General features: G+C 65.0%; 11 protein-coding genes. 9 read left to right on the forward strand and 2 right to left on the reverse strand.

Annotated features, from left to right (window positions below; all coding sequences use genetic code 11):
• Positions 1 to 1,059 carry an HlyD family secretion protein gene (locus RHM60_RS17060; protein WP_322212257.1) on the forward strand — a complete coding sequence of 353 codons (1,059 nt, stop codon included), beginning with the start codon at positions 1 to 3 and terminating at the stop codon, positions 1,057 to 1,059.
• Complete coding sequence (locus RHM60_RS17065; RefSeq protein WP_322212258.1) at positions 1,056 to 2,501, forward strand: efflux transporter outer membrane subunit; 1,446 nt, start codon at positions 1,056 to 1,058, stop codon at positions 2,499 to 2,501. The genes RHM60_RS17060 and RHM60_RS17065 overlap by 4 nt, the downstream gene beginning before the upstream one ends.
• A gap of 307 nt (positions 2,502 to 2,808) precedes the next feature.
• Here RHM60_RS17065 and RHM60_RS17070 read toward each other — a convergent pair whose 3' ends face one another.
• Both RHM60_RS17070 and RHM60_RS17075 read right to left on the reverse strand, forming a co-directional pair.
• Positions 2,809 to 3,507 (reverse strand): DUF3142 domain-containing protein, encoded by a 699-nt coding sequence (locus RHM60_RS17070; RefSeq protein ID WP_322212259.1) that lies wholly within the window; start codon positions 3,505 to 3,507, stop codon positions 2,809 to 2,811.
• Complete coding sequence (locus RHM60_RS17075) at positions 3,504 to 5,669, reverse strand: outer membrane assembly lipoprotein YfiO (RefSeq protein WP_322212260.1); 2,166 nt, start codon at positions 5,667 to 5,669, stop codon at positions 3,504 to 3,506. Before RHM60_RS17075 ends, RHM60_RS17070 begins: the two co-directional genes overlap by 4 nt.
• A gap of 180 nt (positions 5,670 to 5,849) precedes the next feature.
• Between RHM60_RS17075 and RHM60_RS17080 the strand changes: the two genes are divergently transcribed.
• The 7 genes from RHM60_RS17080 to RHM60_RS17110 all read left to right on the forward strand — a co-directional run bounded on the left by RHM60_RS17080 (position 5,850) and on the right by RHM60_RS17110 (position 14,455).
• Positions 5,850 to 7,433: a glycosyltransferase family 39 protein gene (locus tag RHM60_RS17080; protein ID WP_322212261.1), complete on the forward strand. Its 1,584-nt coding sequence runs from the start codon at positions 5,850 to 5,852 to the stop codon at positions 7,431 to 7,433.
• Positions 7,434 to 7,698: 265 nt separating this feature from the next.
• On the forward strand, positions 7,699 to 8,118 hold the full coding sequence (locus RHM60_RS17085) for a MarR family winged helix-turn-helix transcriptional regulator (RefSeq protein WP_209987007.1): 420 nt from the start codon (positions 7,699 to 7,701) through the stop codon (positions 8,116 to 8,118).
• Entirely contained in the window at positions 8,115 to 10,193 is a 2,079-nt protein-coding gene (locus RHM60_RS17090) for an FUSC family protein (RefSeq protein ID WP_322212262.1), read from the forward strand. Before RHM60_RS17085 ends, RHM60_RS17090 begins: the two co-directional genes overlap by 4 nt.
• Entirely contained in the window at positions 10,190 to 10,399 is a 210-nt protein-coding gene (locus RHM60_RS17095) for a DUF1656 domain-containing protein (RefSeq protein WP_003231009.1), read from the forward strand. Before RHM60_RS17090 ends, RHM60_RS17095 begins: the two co-directional genes overlap by 4 nt.
• A complete protein-coding gene (locus RHM60_RS17100) occupies positions 10,396 to 11,286 on the forward strand; it encodes an efflux RND transporter periplasmic adaptor subunit (protein ID WP_209987014.1) in 891 nt (296 codons plus the stop codon). Before RHM60_RS17095 ends, RHM60_RS17100 begins: the two co-directional genes overlap by 4 nt.
• Positions 11,283 to 12,728 (forward strand): efflux transporter outer membrane subunit, encoded by a 1,446-nt coding sequence (locus RHM60_RS17105; protein WP_322212263.1) that lies wholly within the window; start codon positions 11,283 to 11,285, stop codon positions 12,726 to 12,728. The genes RHM60_RS17100 and RHM60_RS17105 overlap by 4 nt, the downstream gene beginning before the upstream one ends.
• A 230-nt stretch (positions 12,729 to 12,958) precedes the next feature.
• Positions 12,959 to 14,455, forward strand: coding sequence for a YdgA family protein (locus RHM60_RS17110; protein WP_322212264.1), 1,497 nt, complete (start codon positions 12,959 to 12,961; stop codon positions 14,453 to 14,455).
• Positions 14,456 to 14,812 lie beyond the last annotated feature (357 nt).

The raw sequence follows: 14,812 nt of genomic DNA on the forward strand, positions 1-14,812 counted from the left end.
ATGAAACGCAAAGACAAAATTGCCGTCTCCGTTATCGCTGTATTTGCCGTTGGCGTGCTGGTGTATCTGGTCACGCCGGGCCTGTTGGGCAACGCGCGTCAGACCACCAACGATGCCTTCGTCGCCGCCGACTTCACCCTGATCGCCCCGCGTGTGGCCGGCTTTATCAAAGAGGTGCTGGTGGAAGACAACCAGCAGGTCAAGGCCGGCCAACTGCTGGCGCTGATCGACGACCGCGATTTTCGCGCCGCCGCCCAGGCCGCCGATGCCGATGCGTTGGTCGCCCAAGCCCAGCTTAAAAACGCCGGCGCCACCCTGGAGCGCCAAAGCTCGGTGATCGCCCAGGCCCAGGCCACCGTGGCGGCAGACCGCGCCGAAGTGGCGTTCGCCGAGCACGAGCTGAACCGCTACAACCACCTCGCCGGCGTGGGCGCGGGCACCGTGCAGAACGCCCAGCAAGCCAAAACCCGCATCGACCAGGCCACCGCGCGCCTGGCCAAATCCACCGCGGTGCTGGCGGCCGAACGCAAGCAGGTGGAAATCCTCAGTGCCCAGCTCGATGCGGCCGAAGGCGGGCTCAAGCGCGCCCAGGCGGCGTTGGAAATGGCCAGCTATCAACTGTCCTATACGCGCATCGTCGCGCCGGTGGACGGCATGGTCGGTGAGCGCGCGGTGCGGGTCGGCGCCTACGTGACGCCGGGCAGCAAGCTGCTCGCTGTGGTGCCGCTGAGCGAGGCCTATGTGGTGGCCAATTTCCAGGAAACCCAGCTGTCGCACATGCATGCCGGCCAACCCGTGCAGGTGCGCGTCGACAGCCTCGATGGCGAGTTGCTCAACGGTCATCTGGAGAGCCTGGCGCCGGCCACCGGTGTGACGTTCGCCTCGATCAAGCCGGACAACGCCACCGGCAACTTCACCAAGGTGGTGCAGCGCATCCCGGTGAAGATCATCCTCGAACCCGGCCAGCCCCTCACCGAACGTCTGCGGGTGGGCATGTCGGTGGAGGCCAGCGTCGACACCCAGCCCGTCGCGCAGCCGCGTGAGGTGGCCCAGCAATGATACGTTTTGCCTGGCTCGCCTTGAGCGTCATCAGCCTGAGTGCCTGCACCGTCGGCCCGGACTTTCACACGCCCCAGGGGCCGCACGTCGAGCGTTGGCGCGAACCTCAGGGCCGTCAGGCCGACAGCCGCGCCGTGGCCGATCCGCTGCAGGAGCGCTGGTGGGACGTGTTCCATGACGCGCAACTGTCAGCCCTCACACGCCGCGCCCTCACCGACAACCTCGACCTGAAACTGGCCGGCAGCCGCCTGCAACAAAGCCGAGCCGTGCGCCAGGTGACCACGGCGGGGCGTTACCCCAACCTCGCGGCAGGCGGTGGCTACCAGCGCAAGCGCAACAGTGGCGAAGGCCTGAACGACCCCTCCGGAGAAAACGGCCGCTCGGCCTTCAACCAATGGGACACGGGCTTCTCCGCCGCCTGGGAGCTGGACTTCTGGGGCCGCGTCAAGCGCGAGACCGAGGCCGCCGATGCCACCCTGCAAGTCGCCGAAGACGACCGCCGCGCCGTGCTGCTGTCGGTGCTGGCCGAGATCGCCCAGGACTACATCCAACTGCGCGGCGTGCAGAACACCCGCGACGTCACCGAGCAGAACCTCGACGTCGCCCGGCATAGCCTGAAGCTCTCGCAACTGCGCCTCGCCGATGGCGTTGCCACCGACCTGGACGTGGCCGAAGCCGCCGCCCAGGTCGCCACCATCGAAGCGCGCCTGCCGGAGCTGCAACAACGTCAGGATCAGTTGATCAACGCCCTCAGCCTGCTCATGGGCGAGCCGCCCCAGGCCCTGCACGCCCAACTGTCCAAAGACGCCGCCGTACCGCAAACCCCGCGCCAGGTCGCCATTGGCCTGCCGTCACAGTTGGCCGAACGCCGCCCGGATATCCGCCAGGCCGAGGCGCGCCTGCATGCCGCTACCGCCAACATCGGCGTGGCCAAGGGCGATTTCTACCCGCGTATCACCCTGTCCGGCAGCCTCGGCTCCCAGGCTCTGCAACTGGCGGATTTCGGCTCCTGGGGCTCGCGCGCGTTTGCCTTCGGCCCGCAGTTCAGCCTGCCGTTGTTCAACGGCGGACGCCTGCAAGGCATGTTGACGTTGCGCGAAGCCCAGCAGCAGGAGGCAGCGCTGGCCTATCAGCACACCGTGCTGCGTGCCTGGCACGAGATCGACGACCAGTTGACCCGCTACAACGCCAGCCAGCTGCGCCGCGACAGCCTCGCCGAAGCCGTGCGCCAGAACCAGATCGCCCTGACCACCGCGCAACACCAGTACGTCGAAGGCGTGGCGGATTTCGTCAACGTCCTCACCGTGCAGAGCGCGTTGCTGGCGACCCAGGAGCAATGGGTGCAAAGTTCCACCGACGTGTCGCTGGCCATGGTCGGTTTGTACAAGGCGCTGGGTGGCGGGTGGGCGTCGGTGTATCCGGTGCAAACAGCCCAGCGCTGAGCCTTGGCGCGCTTTGTGACTATTACGGTGAGCGGGCTTTTTTGTGGTGACCAGGCTTTCTGTGGTGACTAGGCTTGTTGTGGCGAGCGGGCTTGCCCCGCGTTGGGGTGCGAAGCGCCCCCAATCCAGCAAAACGCGGTGTACCTGATACGGCTCAGCGCCTGGTTTTGGGGCTGCTGCGCAGCCCAACGCAGGACAAGCCTGCTCGCCACAGGGAATCTGCGCTTAACTGAACGGCATTAGGGCTCGCCACAATACACTCGCTTGCCACAGGAATGGGGGTGTCTGAAATAGCCCATTTGCGGCGCTAAGGATTGCGCAAAAACACCACATACCCGCCAAACCACTCGTTCTCGCGCAAGTACGCCGGCGCCTGCCACTCGCCACCCTGAATCAACCCAACCTTGAACGGCACCCCCATCCGACTCACCCTCGGCAGATACGCCGCGTAATCCGGGATGCTGTGCCGTCCCTGGTACGTCTGCACCACCACTTCATCCACCACGCCTTTGAGTTGGGCGATGGCAGCGGGATCGGCGTTGCTGCCCCAGTCCAGCAGGCCGGTGATGCTCAGACGCAGGTCGGCCGGCAGGCGCTGGCGCAGGTCGCGCAGAAACTCCGCGTATTCGTGCAGGTACTGGGTGCGGGCGTCGAAGTCGATCTGTATGCCGACCACCGGATTGCCCGCGTCGCGCCAGCGTTGCACCTGGCCGAGCAATTGGGCGTAGACCCGCTCCGGCCAGTGCAGGGTGTGGGCGCGGTAGACGATCCAGACCTCGCCCTGGGTGATACGCGGCACGCTCATGCCCTGGGCGATCAAACGCACGGTGGGCGTGCGGCGGGTGGAGTTGATCTGGCCCTGAAGGATGTACAGCGTCTTCGCCTGTTTGAGTACCGGCTGCGGCGTGACGCCGCTCCACAGCCAGAAGGCGTCATAGTCGCGGGCGTCGACGGCGCCGAAGGCCGGGCTTGCCAGCAACAGCAGGCCCAGCCACAGGTGTTTCACCAGTAGTACTGCAAGGCGTTGCCCCACTGGGTGTCACCGAAGCCTGTCTTCAGCTGGCGGAACCAGGCTTTGCGCACGGCCGGCGCGACGTCTTCGCCGCCGCAGCTGTTGTAGCCGGCGGGCGCGTAGCAGTTGATGGCGCGAAACAGCGCGTAGGCCTTGTCGGTTTTCGGCGCCTTGGGGTTGGCGATCACCTGTTTGTAGCCGTCCAGACGCGAGAAGGTTTCACCGCTGAAGTTCGACGCGCTGCTGCCCAGGCTGCCGGCGGCGCGGGCTTGCTCGAGTGGCATGCCGTCCAGGCTGTTGCGCAGGATGAACTCACCGAAGCAATTGAGCGCCTGCGGGTTTTTCGCGTCGTTCTGCAGGGTCGCGGCGGTTTGCGCGATGCTCGGGCAGGTGTAGCCGGACGCGGCTTTGTCGCCGTTCCACTGGAACAGTTTCAAGGTTTGCCCGCCGCCATAGGTGTAGCCAAGGCTGGTGTCGAGTTTGTCTTCAGGCGGCGTGGCCGGCAGTTGTTTGAGGTCGTCGGCGAAGGTGGCGAACTGGCTGCGCAGCAGGTCCTTGTAGAGCAGCACGAATTGCGCGGTGTGGCGCTCCACCGGGTCGCTGGCCTTGGCGATCTGCTGGCGCAGCAGGTCGGGGCCGGCGACGCTGCGCAGCAGCAGGTAGCGCACGTTGTTGGCGCTGATCGGCGAGTCCGCCGCGAACACCTTGGCCAACTCGCCGCTGCGTTCGTAGTTCATCGCCAGGGCCAGCTCCAGCTGGTCGCGTTGCAGAGGCTGTTTGGCCAGCGGCAATAGTTGCAGCCACAGGGCTTGCGCCGCTTTCCAATTCTGCCCGGCTTCCAGGGCCAGGCCGCGCAGCGTCTGCTGACTGAAGGCGAAGTAATCCAGGCTCGACGGCACATCCTTGGGCAGCAGTTTCAGGGCGGCCTCGGGCTGATGCTCGACGTACAACGCAAACGCCGCTTGCAGGTAGGCGTACAGCGCCGGCTCGTCGGCAAACGTGGCCTTCTGTTTGTCGAGGTCGGCGCGGGTGAGTTTGGGCGGCGTCTCGGCGCGCATCAGCATCAGGTCGTTGACCGCCTGCAGCATCGGGTTCTCAAGGCTGCCATTGCTGTCGATCAACAGCTTGAGATCAGCCTCTTGCACCAGGTCATCGAGGGACACATTGCGCTGCTCGGCGGTGGCCTCGGTCATTTGCCAGGCGAAGTCCTCGGCGAGCTTGCCATCGTCATTGGCCAGCCAATGCACGCGGCGCAACAGGCCCCGAGCGGAAGTCGCGTACTGGCCCTGTGGATAAGTGTTCAGATAGCCGAGCAAGCCCTTTTCGGCATTGCCCAGCGCGGACTTATCCACATGCTCGCGCTGCGGCATGCCGTATTCGTCGAACGCTTCGGCCTGGGCCTGATTCAGCGCGGTGCGCGCGGTCATGTACAGCGCGGTTTCCTGCAGCCACGGCAGGGTTGAGCCGCTGGCGGCGGCAAAACCGCGTTCGGCCTCACTGAAGCGGCCGCTGTAGAAATCGGCGGCGGCTTGCAGGTAGGTGCGCAGCAGGCGGCCGTTCGAGGACTCGATTTCGCCGGTGACCACCGCGCCCTCCCAACTGCAGGCGGTGAGCAATTGCAGGCGCGCCCTGGCCAGCAGCACGCGTTCGGTATCCGGCATATCGGCCTTGATCACCTGGCTGACAAACGCCGTGGCGCTGTCATCGTCGTTGCTGCGGCAGCGGCTGCCTTCGCCGCTCAAAAACGCTTCGCCGGCGGTTTTGTAGTCCTCGCGCTTGATGCCCAGGGTCTTGAGCAGCGTGTCCAGTTCAGCGGTGCGCGAGTCGTCGGGCTTGTCGTCGGGTTCGTCGTCACCGGCAGGCGCAGGGCTCAGGCGATACACCGCAAACGGCACCTGGCCGAATCCCTCGGCCCGGTCGGTGTCGTCCAGGGCATTGGGGGCCAGCGGTGCGACCTTTTTGTCGGACAGCAGCAGGCGCAGGTTGACCCGGCTGTCGTTGCCCGGGCTCAGAAAGGGCAGGTTGTTGCACGGGTCCAGGCTGTCACGCGACACCCGCCAGTCCGGGTAGCACGAGTCGTCCGAGCTGGCCAACGCCTGCTGGGAAATACCGGCGAGCAGTGCCAGTGCCAGGGGTGACAGAAAACCGATGCGCATGTGGTGTCCTTGAGCCTGAGTCCTTGGAGGAGGGCAATCATAGCGTGATCCGACCAGCGCTTCGGTGAAGTCCTGCGCAATTGGCCGATTTGTCCGATTGCACAAGCGAATCAGGGGCATTTGTCCTAAAGTGGCGTTGGTTTGCGTGTCGGCAATCAGAGCAGTGGCAGGGGAATCAAGGTGCGTCGGTCTGTGGTAGAGCAAAACGAGAAAGTCGCGGCATTGCCCGCGCTCAACCGACTGGGCTGGGAACGTGCCGGCTGGATCAGCCAGCTTTGGTGGGTACCGCTCCTGGCGCTGGCGATGGCCCTGCGGTTCTACAACCTGACGGCGTCGGCCATCTGGGGCGATGAGGGCTCAAGCCTGTTGCTCAGCGAATACGCCGTGGACGACCTGTGGTTTCACGCGGCCCATGACGTACACCCGCCGCTGTACTTCTTCCTGCTGCGCGGCTGGATCGAACTGTTCGGCGACAGCATCGGCTCGATCAGGGCCATGAGCGCCATCCCGGGCGCGCTCGCCGTGGGCCTGGGCATCTGGCTCACGCGGCAGTTGTCCACCCGGCGCGCGGCGGTACTGGCCGGCATACTGCTGGCGCTGCTGCCGACCGCGGTGCGGTACAGTCAGGAAGTGCGCATGTATTCGCTGTTGGGCGTCTGGCTGCTGGGCGCCACGCTGGCGCTGGTGTACTGGGTGCGCCAACCCGAACGCACGCGCTATCTGGTGGCCTATGGGCTGCTGATGACCGCAGGTTTCTACACCCATTACTTCACCGCACTCTGCGTGCTGGTGCATTGGGCGTATCTGGGGGTGCTGGGCACCTGCGGTCAGCGGCTGATCACGCGTCGGGCATGGTGGGCGACCAACGTCGCGATTGTGCTGGCGTACCTGCCCTGGTTGCCAGGCCTGCTGGACCTGGTGCAGCACGTCGACCAGCTCAAGGTGGGCGGTGACATTGGCTGGGAAGATCCGGTCAATGCGCTGTCTGTGCCATCGATGGTCTGGCAATTCATGTTGCAGGATGAAGGCCTGGCGCTATGGCGACCGCTGTTCTGGGGGTTCCCCCTGCTATTGATTGCGCTGGTTGGCGTCAGCGTCTGGCGTGATCGCCAACCCTATCGACCTGCCAGCCTGCTGGCGCTGTTTTTCCTGCTGCCGCTGCTGCTGGTCTACGCCGTGTCGTTTATCTCGCCGGTGTTCATTGAGCGCTATCTCACAGTGTATGCCCTGGGCTTGCCGATCCTGCTGGCGCTGCTCATCGACCGCGGGTCGTGGTGGGGCGCGGCGTTGTTCGTGTTGCTGGTGGGGGTGGAACTGGTTGGGCTGAAAAACAACTTCACGGTGGACGAGCAGGACCAGTTCAACGTGCCGGTGGAGTTCGTCAATCGCAACTACCAGGAAGACGATCGCATCGTGCTCAGCGACATGCTGTGGTACCTCAGCTATGTCTATTACGACCAGACCGACGCCCAACTGCAGCTCTATACCCCGCCCAGGCCCGACGGTACGTCAACGCGCCCGAACGCCTACGGCTTCGGCACCCTGGTGGATCAAGACGGCGGGCGCATCTACCTCGACCACCTCTCGTCACTGCCCGCCGGCACCCGGCGCGTATGGCTGATCAGCAGCAACGAAGCGCCGGACGAATTTGCGCCACTGCCCCAGGGCTGGCACGAACTCAGTCGCCAGGACGGCGGGGGTGCCAGGGCACGCTTGTTTGTGTTGTGCAATGTGCCGTCGATGTTGCCCGAGGGCTGTCCCTAGACTGGGCTTGGGCTTCTACGCGACAGCCCCGGAGCCAAGACTGATCCAAATGTGGGAGGGGCTTGCTCCCGATGGCAGTGTGTCAGTCAGCTCATCCGACACTGACCCAGCGCCACCGGGAGCAAGCCCCTCCCACATTTTTGCCACCACCCATCCGTCAAATTGTTTCAAAACTTGACGCTCAAGCCAGCTTCCACCATATTGATAGTTAGCAAACTAACTGTATGCGAACAATCCTGTGTCCCAATCCCTTGAACACCTTCAGATGAACCTCAGCAGCAGCATGGTGGTGGGCGCCCGCAACTGGCGCAAAATCTGCCAGGCCACGCTGGTGAGTTATGGCATCTCCGAAGCCTGCGCCGTGCCGCTGTTGATGATCGGCCGCTTGGGCGACGGCGTGCATCAGGTCAAGGTGGCCCAGGCCTCCGGCATGGAAAGCCCGTCGCTGGTGCGCCTGCTCGACCAGCTGTGCAGCGGCGGCTATGTGTGCCGTACCGAAGACGTCCACGACCGCCGCGCCAAGGCCTTGAGCCTCACCGAGCGCGGCCGTGAGCTGGTGCAGGCGGTGGAAGCGCAACTGGTGCGCCTGCGCCGCGAAGTGCTGGCCGACATTCCGCGCAACGACCTCGAAGCCGCGTTGCGCGTGCTGCGCGCCTTCGAAGCGGCGGGGGCGGTGGCGCCTTGAACGGATTTTTTACCGGCATGCCGCCGGCCCGCGACTGGTTTTACGGCGTGCGCACCTTCGCGGCGTCGATGATCGCGCTGTACATCGCCATGCTCATGCAAATGCCGCGTCCGTATTGGGCGATGGCCACCGTGTACATTGTCTCCAGCCCGTTTGTCGGCCCTACCAGTTCCAAGGCGCTGTACCGCGCCATCGGCACCCTGATGGGCGCGGCGGCGGCGGTGTTGTTCGTGCCGATGTTCGTGCAGTCGCCCTACATCCTGGTGGTGGTGATTGCACTGTGGACCGGCACCTTGCTGTTCCTCTCCATGCACCTGCGCACCGCCAACAACTATGCCCTGATGCTCGCCGGCTACACGCTGCCGCTGATCGCGCTGCCCGTGGTGGATAACCCCCTGGCAGTGTGGGACGTGGCCGAAGCGCGCACCGAAGAAATCTTCCTCGGCATCGTCGTGGCCGCCGTGGTCGGCGCGATGTTCTGGCCGCGTCGCCTGATGCCGGTGTTCGACGGTTCGGTGGCCAAGTGGTTTGCCGACGCGCAGGTCTACAGCCAGCGCTTTCTCACGCGCAACGTCGACACCGAGGAAGTCAGCAACCTGCGTGGCGGCATGGTCGCCACCTTCAACACCCTCGAACTGATGATCGGCCAGTTGCCCCATGAAGGCGCGCGGCCACAGACGGTGCGCAACACCAAGGAACTGCGCGGGCGCATGATTCACCTGCTGCCGGTGATCGACGCGCTGGACGACGCGGTGTACGCCATCGAACATCGCGCCCCCGAGTTTATCGAGCGCCTCATGCCCTTGCTGCAAGCGGCCGACGCCTGGCTGCAAGGCACCACCGACACCGCGCCCCTCGAACGCTGGCGCTTGTTGCGCGACCAGATCGACGCCGCGCAACCCCAGGGCGACGCACTCAACGACCGCCACACGTTGCTGTTCTCCAACGCGCTCTATCGCCTGGCCGAGTGGGTCGACCTGTGGCAGGACTGCCGCAGCCTGCAAGCCGCCATCCAGTGCGAAAGCCAGGACACCTGGCGCGCCGTGTACCGTCACTGGCGCCTGGGCCGGCTCACGCCGTTCCTCGACCGGGGCCTGATGTTCTATTCGGCGTTTTCCACCGTCAGCGCGATCATCGTCGCCTCGGTGCTGTGGATTCTGCTGGGCTGGACCGACGGCGGCAGCGCGGTGATCCTCGCCGCCGTCGCATGCAGCTTCTTCGCCACGATGGACGACCCGGCGCCGCAGATTTACCGGTTCTTTTTCTGGACCGCCATGTCGGTGCTGTTCGCCAGCCTGTACCTGTTTCTGGTGCTGCCCAACCTGCATGACTTCCCGATGCTGGTGCTGGCCTTCGCCGTGCCGTTCATCTGCATCGGCACCCTCACGGTCCAGCCGCGCTTCTACCTGGGCATGCTGCTGACGCTGGTCAACACCTCGTCGTTCATCAGCATCCAGGGCGCCTACGACGCCGATTTTCTCAACTTCGCCAACGTCAATCTGGCCGGGCCCGTGGGCCTGCTGTTTGCCTTTGTGTGGACGCTGATCGCGCGGCCCTTCGGCGCCGAGCTGGCGGCCAAGCGCCTGACCCGGTTCAGCTGGCGCGACATCGTCAGCCTCACCGAACCCGCCACCCTCGCCGAGCACCGGCATATGGCCGCGCAGATGCTCGACCGCCTGATGCAACACCTGCCGCGCCTGGCCCTCACCGGGCAGGACACCGGCATCGCCCTGCGCGACTTGCGCGTGGCGCTGAACCTGCTCGACCTGCTGGCCTACTCGCCGCGCATCCTCGGCGTGCCGCGGGTGCTGCTCAACCAGGTGGTGGAAGGCGTGGGCGGCTACTTCAAGGCCTGCCTCAAGGCGGGTGAACGCTTGCCCGCGCCCGGCGGTCTGCTGATGACACTCGACCGCACCCGTCGCGCCCTCAACGGCCAGGGCCTGCAGGACGCCGACGACACCCGCCTGCACCTGCTGCACGCCCTGGCCGGCCTGCGCCTGGCGCTGCTGCCGGGGGTTGAATTCATTGGTGGCACGGAGCTGGAAGCGCCGCTGCCGGATGGAGCACCTTTATGATCGGTGATCTGGATATCAGCGGGGTGTTCCTGCCCACGCTGCTGGTGCTGATGGGCATTACGTACCTGTTGTTTCTGGTGGTGCACGGGCTGTTGACGCGCATGCACTTCTATCGCCTGGTCTGGCACCGGGCATTGTTCAATGTGGGGCTCTACGCGCTGATGCTGGGCGCGGTGGACTCACTCAGTCGATACCTGATGACATGAAAAAACCTTTTTTGACCATCGGCCGTGTGGTCCTCACGCTGTTGATCGTGACGTTTGCGGTCGTCGTCGTGTGGCGCATGGTCATGTACTACATGTTTGCCCCCTGGACCCGCGACGGGCACATCCGTGCCGACATCGTGCAGATTGCGCCGGACGTGTCCGGGCTGATCCAGCGCGTGGACGTGCACGATAACCAGCCAGTGACCAAGGGCCAGGTGCTGTTCGCCGTCGACCAGGACCGTTTCAAACTCGCCCTGCGCCAGGCCCGTGCCGCCGTGGCCGACCGCCAGGAAACCCTGGCCCAGGCCCAGCGCGAGTACAAGCGTAACCGTGGCCTGGGCAACCTCGTGCCCAGCGAGCAACTCGAAGAAAGCCAGTCCCGTGTGGCCCGCGCCCAGTCTGCCCTGGCCGAAGCGCAAGTAACGGTGGACGCGGCTCAGTTGAACCTGGATCGCTCGGTGATCCGCAGCCCGGTGGACGGCTACGTCAACGACCGCGCGCCGCGCAGCCAGGAATTCGTCACCGCCGGGCGCCCGGTGCTGTCGGTGGTGGACAGCAACTCCTTTCACATCGACGGTTATTTCGAAGAGACCAAGCTCGACGGCATCCATGTCGGCATGGCCGTGGACATCCGTGTGATCGGCGACAACGCCCGCCTGCGCGGCCATGTGCAGAGCATCGTCGCCGGCATCGAAGACCGCGACCGCAGCAGCGGCTCCAACCTGCTGCCCAACGTCAACCCGGCGTTCAGCTGGGTGCGCCTGGCCCAGCGGATTCCGGTACGCATCGCCTTCGACGACGTGCCGGCCGACTTTCGCATGATCGCCGGGCGCACGGCCACGGTGTCGATCATTGGCGACAAGGTTAAAGACGGAGAGCAACCATGAAACGGCTTCTGGCCACGTCCGCGCTGGGGTTGCTGCTGTCGGCCTGCCAGGTGGTGGGCCCGGATTACTCGCTGCCGGACACGGCCGCCGTCAACCGCAAAGACCTGCAAGGGCCGATGGCGGGCGAGGGCGACAACGTGGTGTCGGCGCCGGTGCCGGCCGATTGGTGGAAGCTGTATAAGGACCCGCGCCTGGATGAACTGGTGCGCCAGGCCATGGCCTCCAACACCGACCTGCGCGTGGCCGCCGCCAACCTGCAGCGCGCGCGTTTCCAGAGCCAGCAGGCCGAGTCCGCCGGCGGCTGGAGTGCCGGCGCCAAGGCCGAAGCCCAGCGCCTGCAGGAGTCTGGCGAGGCGTTCCTGCAGCCCGAGAAGGTCCCGGTGGACAACATCGGCAGCGTGGGCATTACCACCTCCTACCAGTTCGACCTGTTCGGCACCTTGCAACGTGGCATCGAAAGCGCCCAGGCCAATGCCGACGCAGCCCAGGCCGCGGCCGATATCGCCCGCATCACCCTGGTGGCCGATGTGGTGCGCTCGTACACGCGGGTATGCGCGGCCAACGAGGAACTGGCGATTGCCCACGAGTCCCTTGACCTGCAAGGCCAGAGCACCCGGCTCACTCAGCGCCTGCGCGATGCCGGTCGCGGTGATGAAACCCAGGTGACCCGCTCGCAGACCCAATACAAATCCTTGCGCGCCGACATGCCGCGCTATGAAGCCGCACGCCAGGCCGGGTTGTTCCGCCTGTCGATGCTGCTGGCCAGGCCGCTGGATCAATTACCGGCCGGCACCGCCAGTTGCGCCGAGCTGCCACACATTGCCCAGTTGCTGCCGGTGGGCGACGGCGCCGCCCTGCTCAAACGCCGCCCCGACGTACGCCAGGCCGAACGCCAGCTGGCCGCCGCCACCGCGCGCATCGGCGTGGCCACCGGCGCGTTGTACCCGGACATCGCCATCGGCGCCTCTGTCGGCACCGTGGGCCTGCTCGACGACCTCGGCACGCCGGCGACCAACCGCTGGGGCTTCGGCCCGATGATCAGCTGGACCGTCCCCACCAACGGCGCCCGCGCCCGCATCCATGAAGCCGAGGCGGCCACTCAGGGCGCCCTGGCGCATTTCGACGGGGTGGTGCTCAATGCCATCCGCGAAACCCAGACCGGCCTTGCGCAATACACCGCCATGTTGCAGCGCCGCGACGCGCTGGCCGAAGCCGGCGACTCCGCCAGGGAAGCGGCGGGGCAGACCCATCGTTTCTTCCAGGCCGGTCGCGCGTCGTTCCTGGCCGACCTGCAAGCCACGCGCACCTACACCGATGTACGCGCGCAACTGGCGGCCGCCAACACCCAGGTTGCCATGAGCCAGATCGACCTGTTCCTGGCGCTGGGTGGCGGCTGGGAAAACGCACGAACGCAAGCATCCCAGGCCCCGGCAACGCCTTGACACACCTTGAGTTCGGGGCGCTGGCGTACACCGGGACGGCCCGTCTGTCGCCCACCGTATGAGATTGATAGGGCGTCCGCGTGAACTCCCGCTGGCCAAGCCCCTCTGAAAGGCTGGGCCGTTCGTGGCCGCCAGTGCTAATCTTCCCCCGTTTTCGGCGGGCTTGAGCCAACCCCTACAGGGTTCAAGGAAGACAGCCCACTTCTCACAGGATTTGATCAGGTCACTTCATGAATAAGCCAGCAGTCGTTCTTTTGGGTTTTGTGGTCGCCGTTGGCGTCGTCAGTGCAGGCGGCGCCTGGTACACCGGTAAGCAACTGGAGCCGGTGCTGCAAACCGCAATCCAGAACGCCAACAAGGAACTGCAGACCTCCATGGCCGGCGTCGATGGCAACGTCTCCCTGGAGCTGGTCTCGCTCGACCGTGGCGTGTTCAGCAGCACCGCCCACTACCGCCTCAAGGCGCAGGGCGCGGTCTTCGGTGAAGACAACCCCAACCCCGAGTTGCTGTTCGTTGACCATATCGAACACGGCCCGCTGCCGTTCTCGCGCCTGGTCACGCTGAAATGGCTGCCGGTGATGGCCACCAGTCACTTTGAGCTGGAAAAGAACCCCACCAGCGAAAAATGGTTCGCCGCCGCCAAAGATGTGTCGCCGCTCAAAGGCGTGACCAATATCGGCTACACCCGCTCGGTCAACGGCAACGTCGAACTGCTGCCCCTGGAGTTCAAGGACGACAAGTCGTCGGCGAGTTTCTCCGGCCTCAACCTCAACTTCGACAGCACCGCCGAAGGCAAGAAGGTCAAGCTCGACGGTTACATGAACAGCCTCAAGGTGGCGGCAGTGGACGCCAACGGCACGCCGCTCGCAGCGGATCTGGCCGGCCTGACCGTGGCCAGCAACCTGGAGAAGTCCACCTTTGACTTCTACACCGGGCAAAACACCGTGGAGCTGACCGACGCCAAGTTCACCTTTGGCCCGCAGCAAAGCGTGCTCACCCTCAAGGGTTTCGAGCAGAAAGATTCGAGCAACATCAAGGACAACAACCTGGCCGGCCGCGTCGACTACAAGATCGACGAGATCGGTTACCAGGGCAAACCCGTGGGTTCGGCCGCCATGGCCGTGAGCATGAAGGATGTCGACATCCCGTCGATGGTGGTGCTCACCAAGCTCTATCAGGAAAAAATGCAACCCGTGCAAGCGGCCGCCGCTGCGGGCGAGCCGGCGCCGGAGCTGCAACTGACTGAAGCCGAACAGACCCTGGCCGAGGCCAACGTCAACCAACTGCTGGCCGCCAAGCCGCAAGTGGCGGTAGAGAACCTGTCGCTGAAAACCACCCATGGCGAAAGCAAGTTCAACCTCGTGCTGGACCTGGCCAAACCCGCCAGCATGGAACTGCCGCCGGTTGAACTGGGCAAGCAGATGGTGTCGCTGCTGGACGCCAACCTCACGCTGTCCAAGCCAATGATCGCCGACGTCGCCGCTCTGCAGGCGCAGCTCGGCGGCGTGACCGATCCTAAAGCCATCGAGCAGCAAGCGCAGATGGCGTCGCAGATGATCAGCGGCATGGCGGTCGGCACGCAGCTGGCCACAGTGGTCGGGACTGACGTGGTGTCCAAGCTGCATTACGCCAACAACGAAGTGACCTTCAACGGCCAGAAGATGACCGTCGAGCAATTCATCGGCTTCGTGATGGGCAAAGTCGGCGCAGTCAGCCGCGCCCAGTAAGGATCAACGCAGCCAAGACGTTTCAGGCAATCACATTCCTCTGGCGAGCCCGCTTGTTGTGGCGAGCGGGCTTGCCCTAATGCCGTTCAGTTAAGCGCAGATTCCCTGTGGCGAGCAGGCTTGTCCTGCGTTGGGCTGCGCAGCAGCCCCAAAGCCACGCGCTGAGCCGTATCAGGTACACCGCGTTTTGCTCGATTGGGGGCGCTTCGCACCCCAACGCGGGGCAAGCCCGCTCGCCACGACAAGCCCGCTCGCCACAGAGGCTCCAGTTTGCTGCCCGACGGAGCCCAATTCTGAACAATTGTTCCGATTTGGCCATCACCCCGTTTTCCTGAGCGATAGTTCGCCCAGGAAAGC

The organism is Pseudomonas sp. MH9.3 (genome assembly GCF_034354675.1).
In the GTDB taxonomy this organism is placed as follows: domain Bacteria; phylum Pseudomonadota; class Gammaproteobacteria; order Pseudomonadales; family Pseudomonadaceae; genus Aquipseudomonas.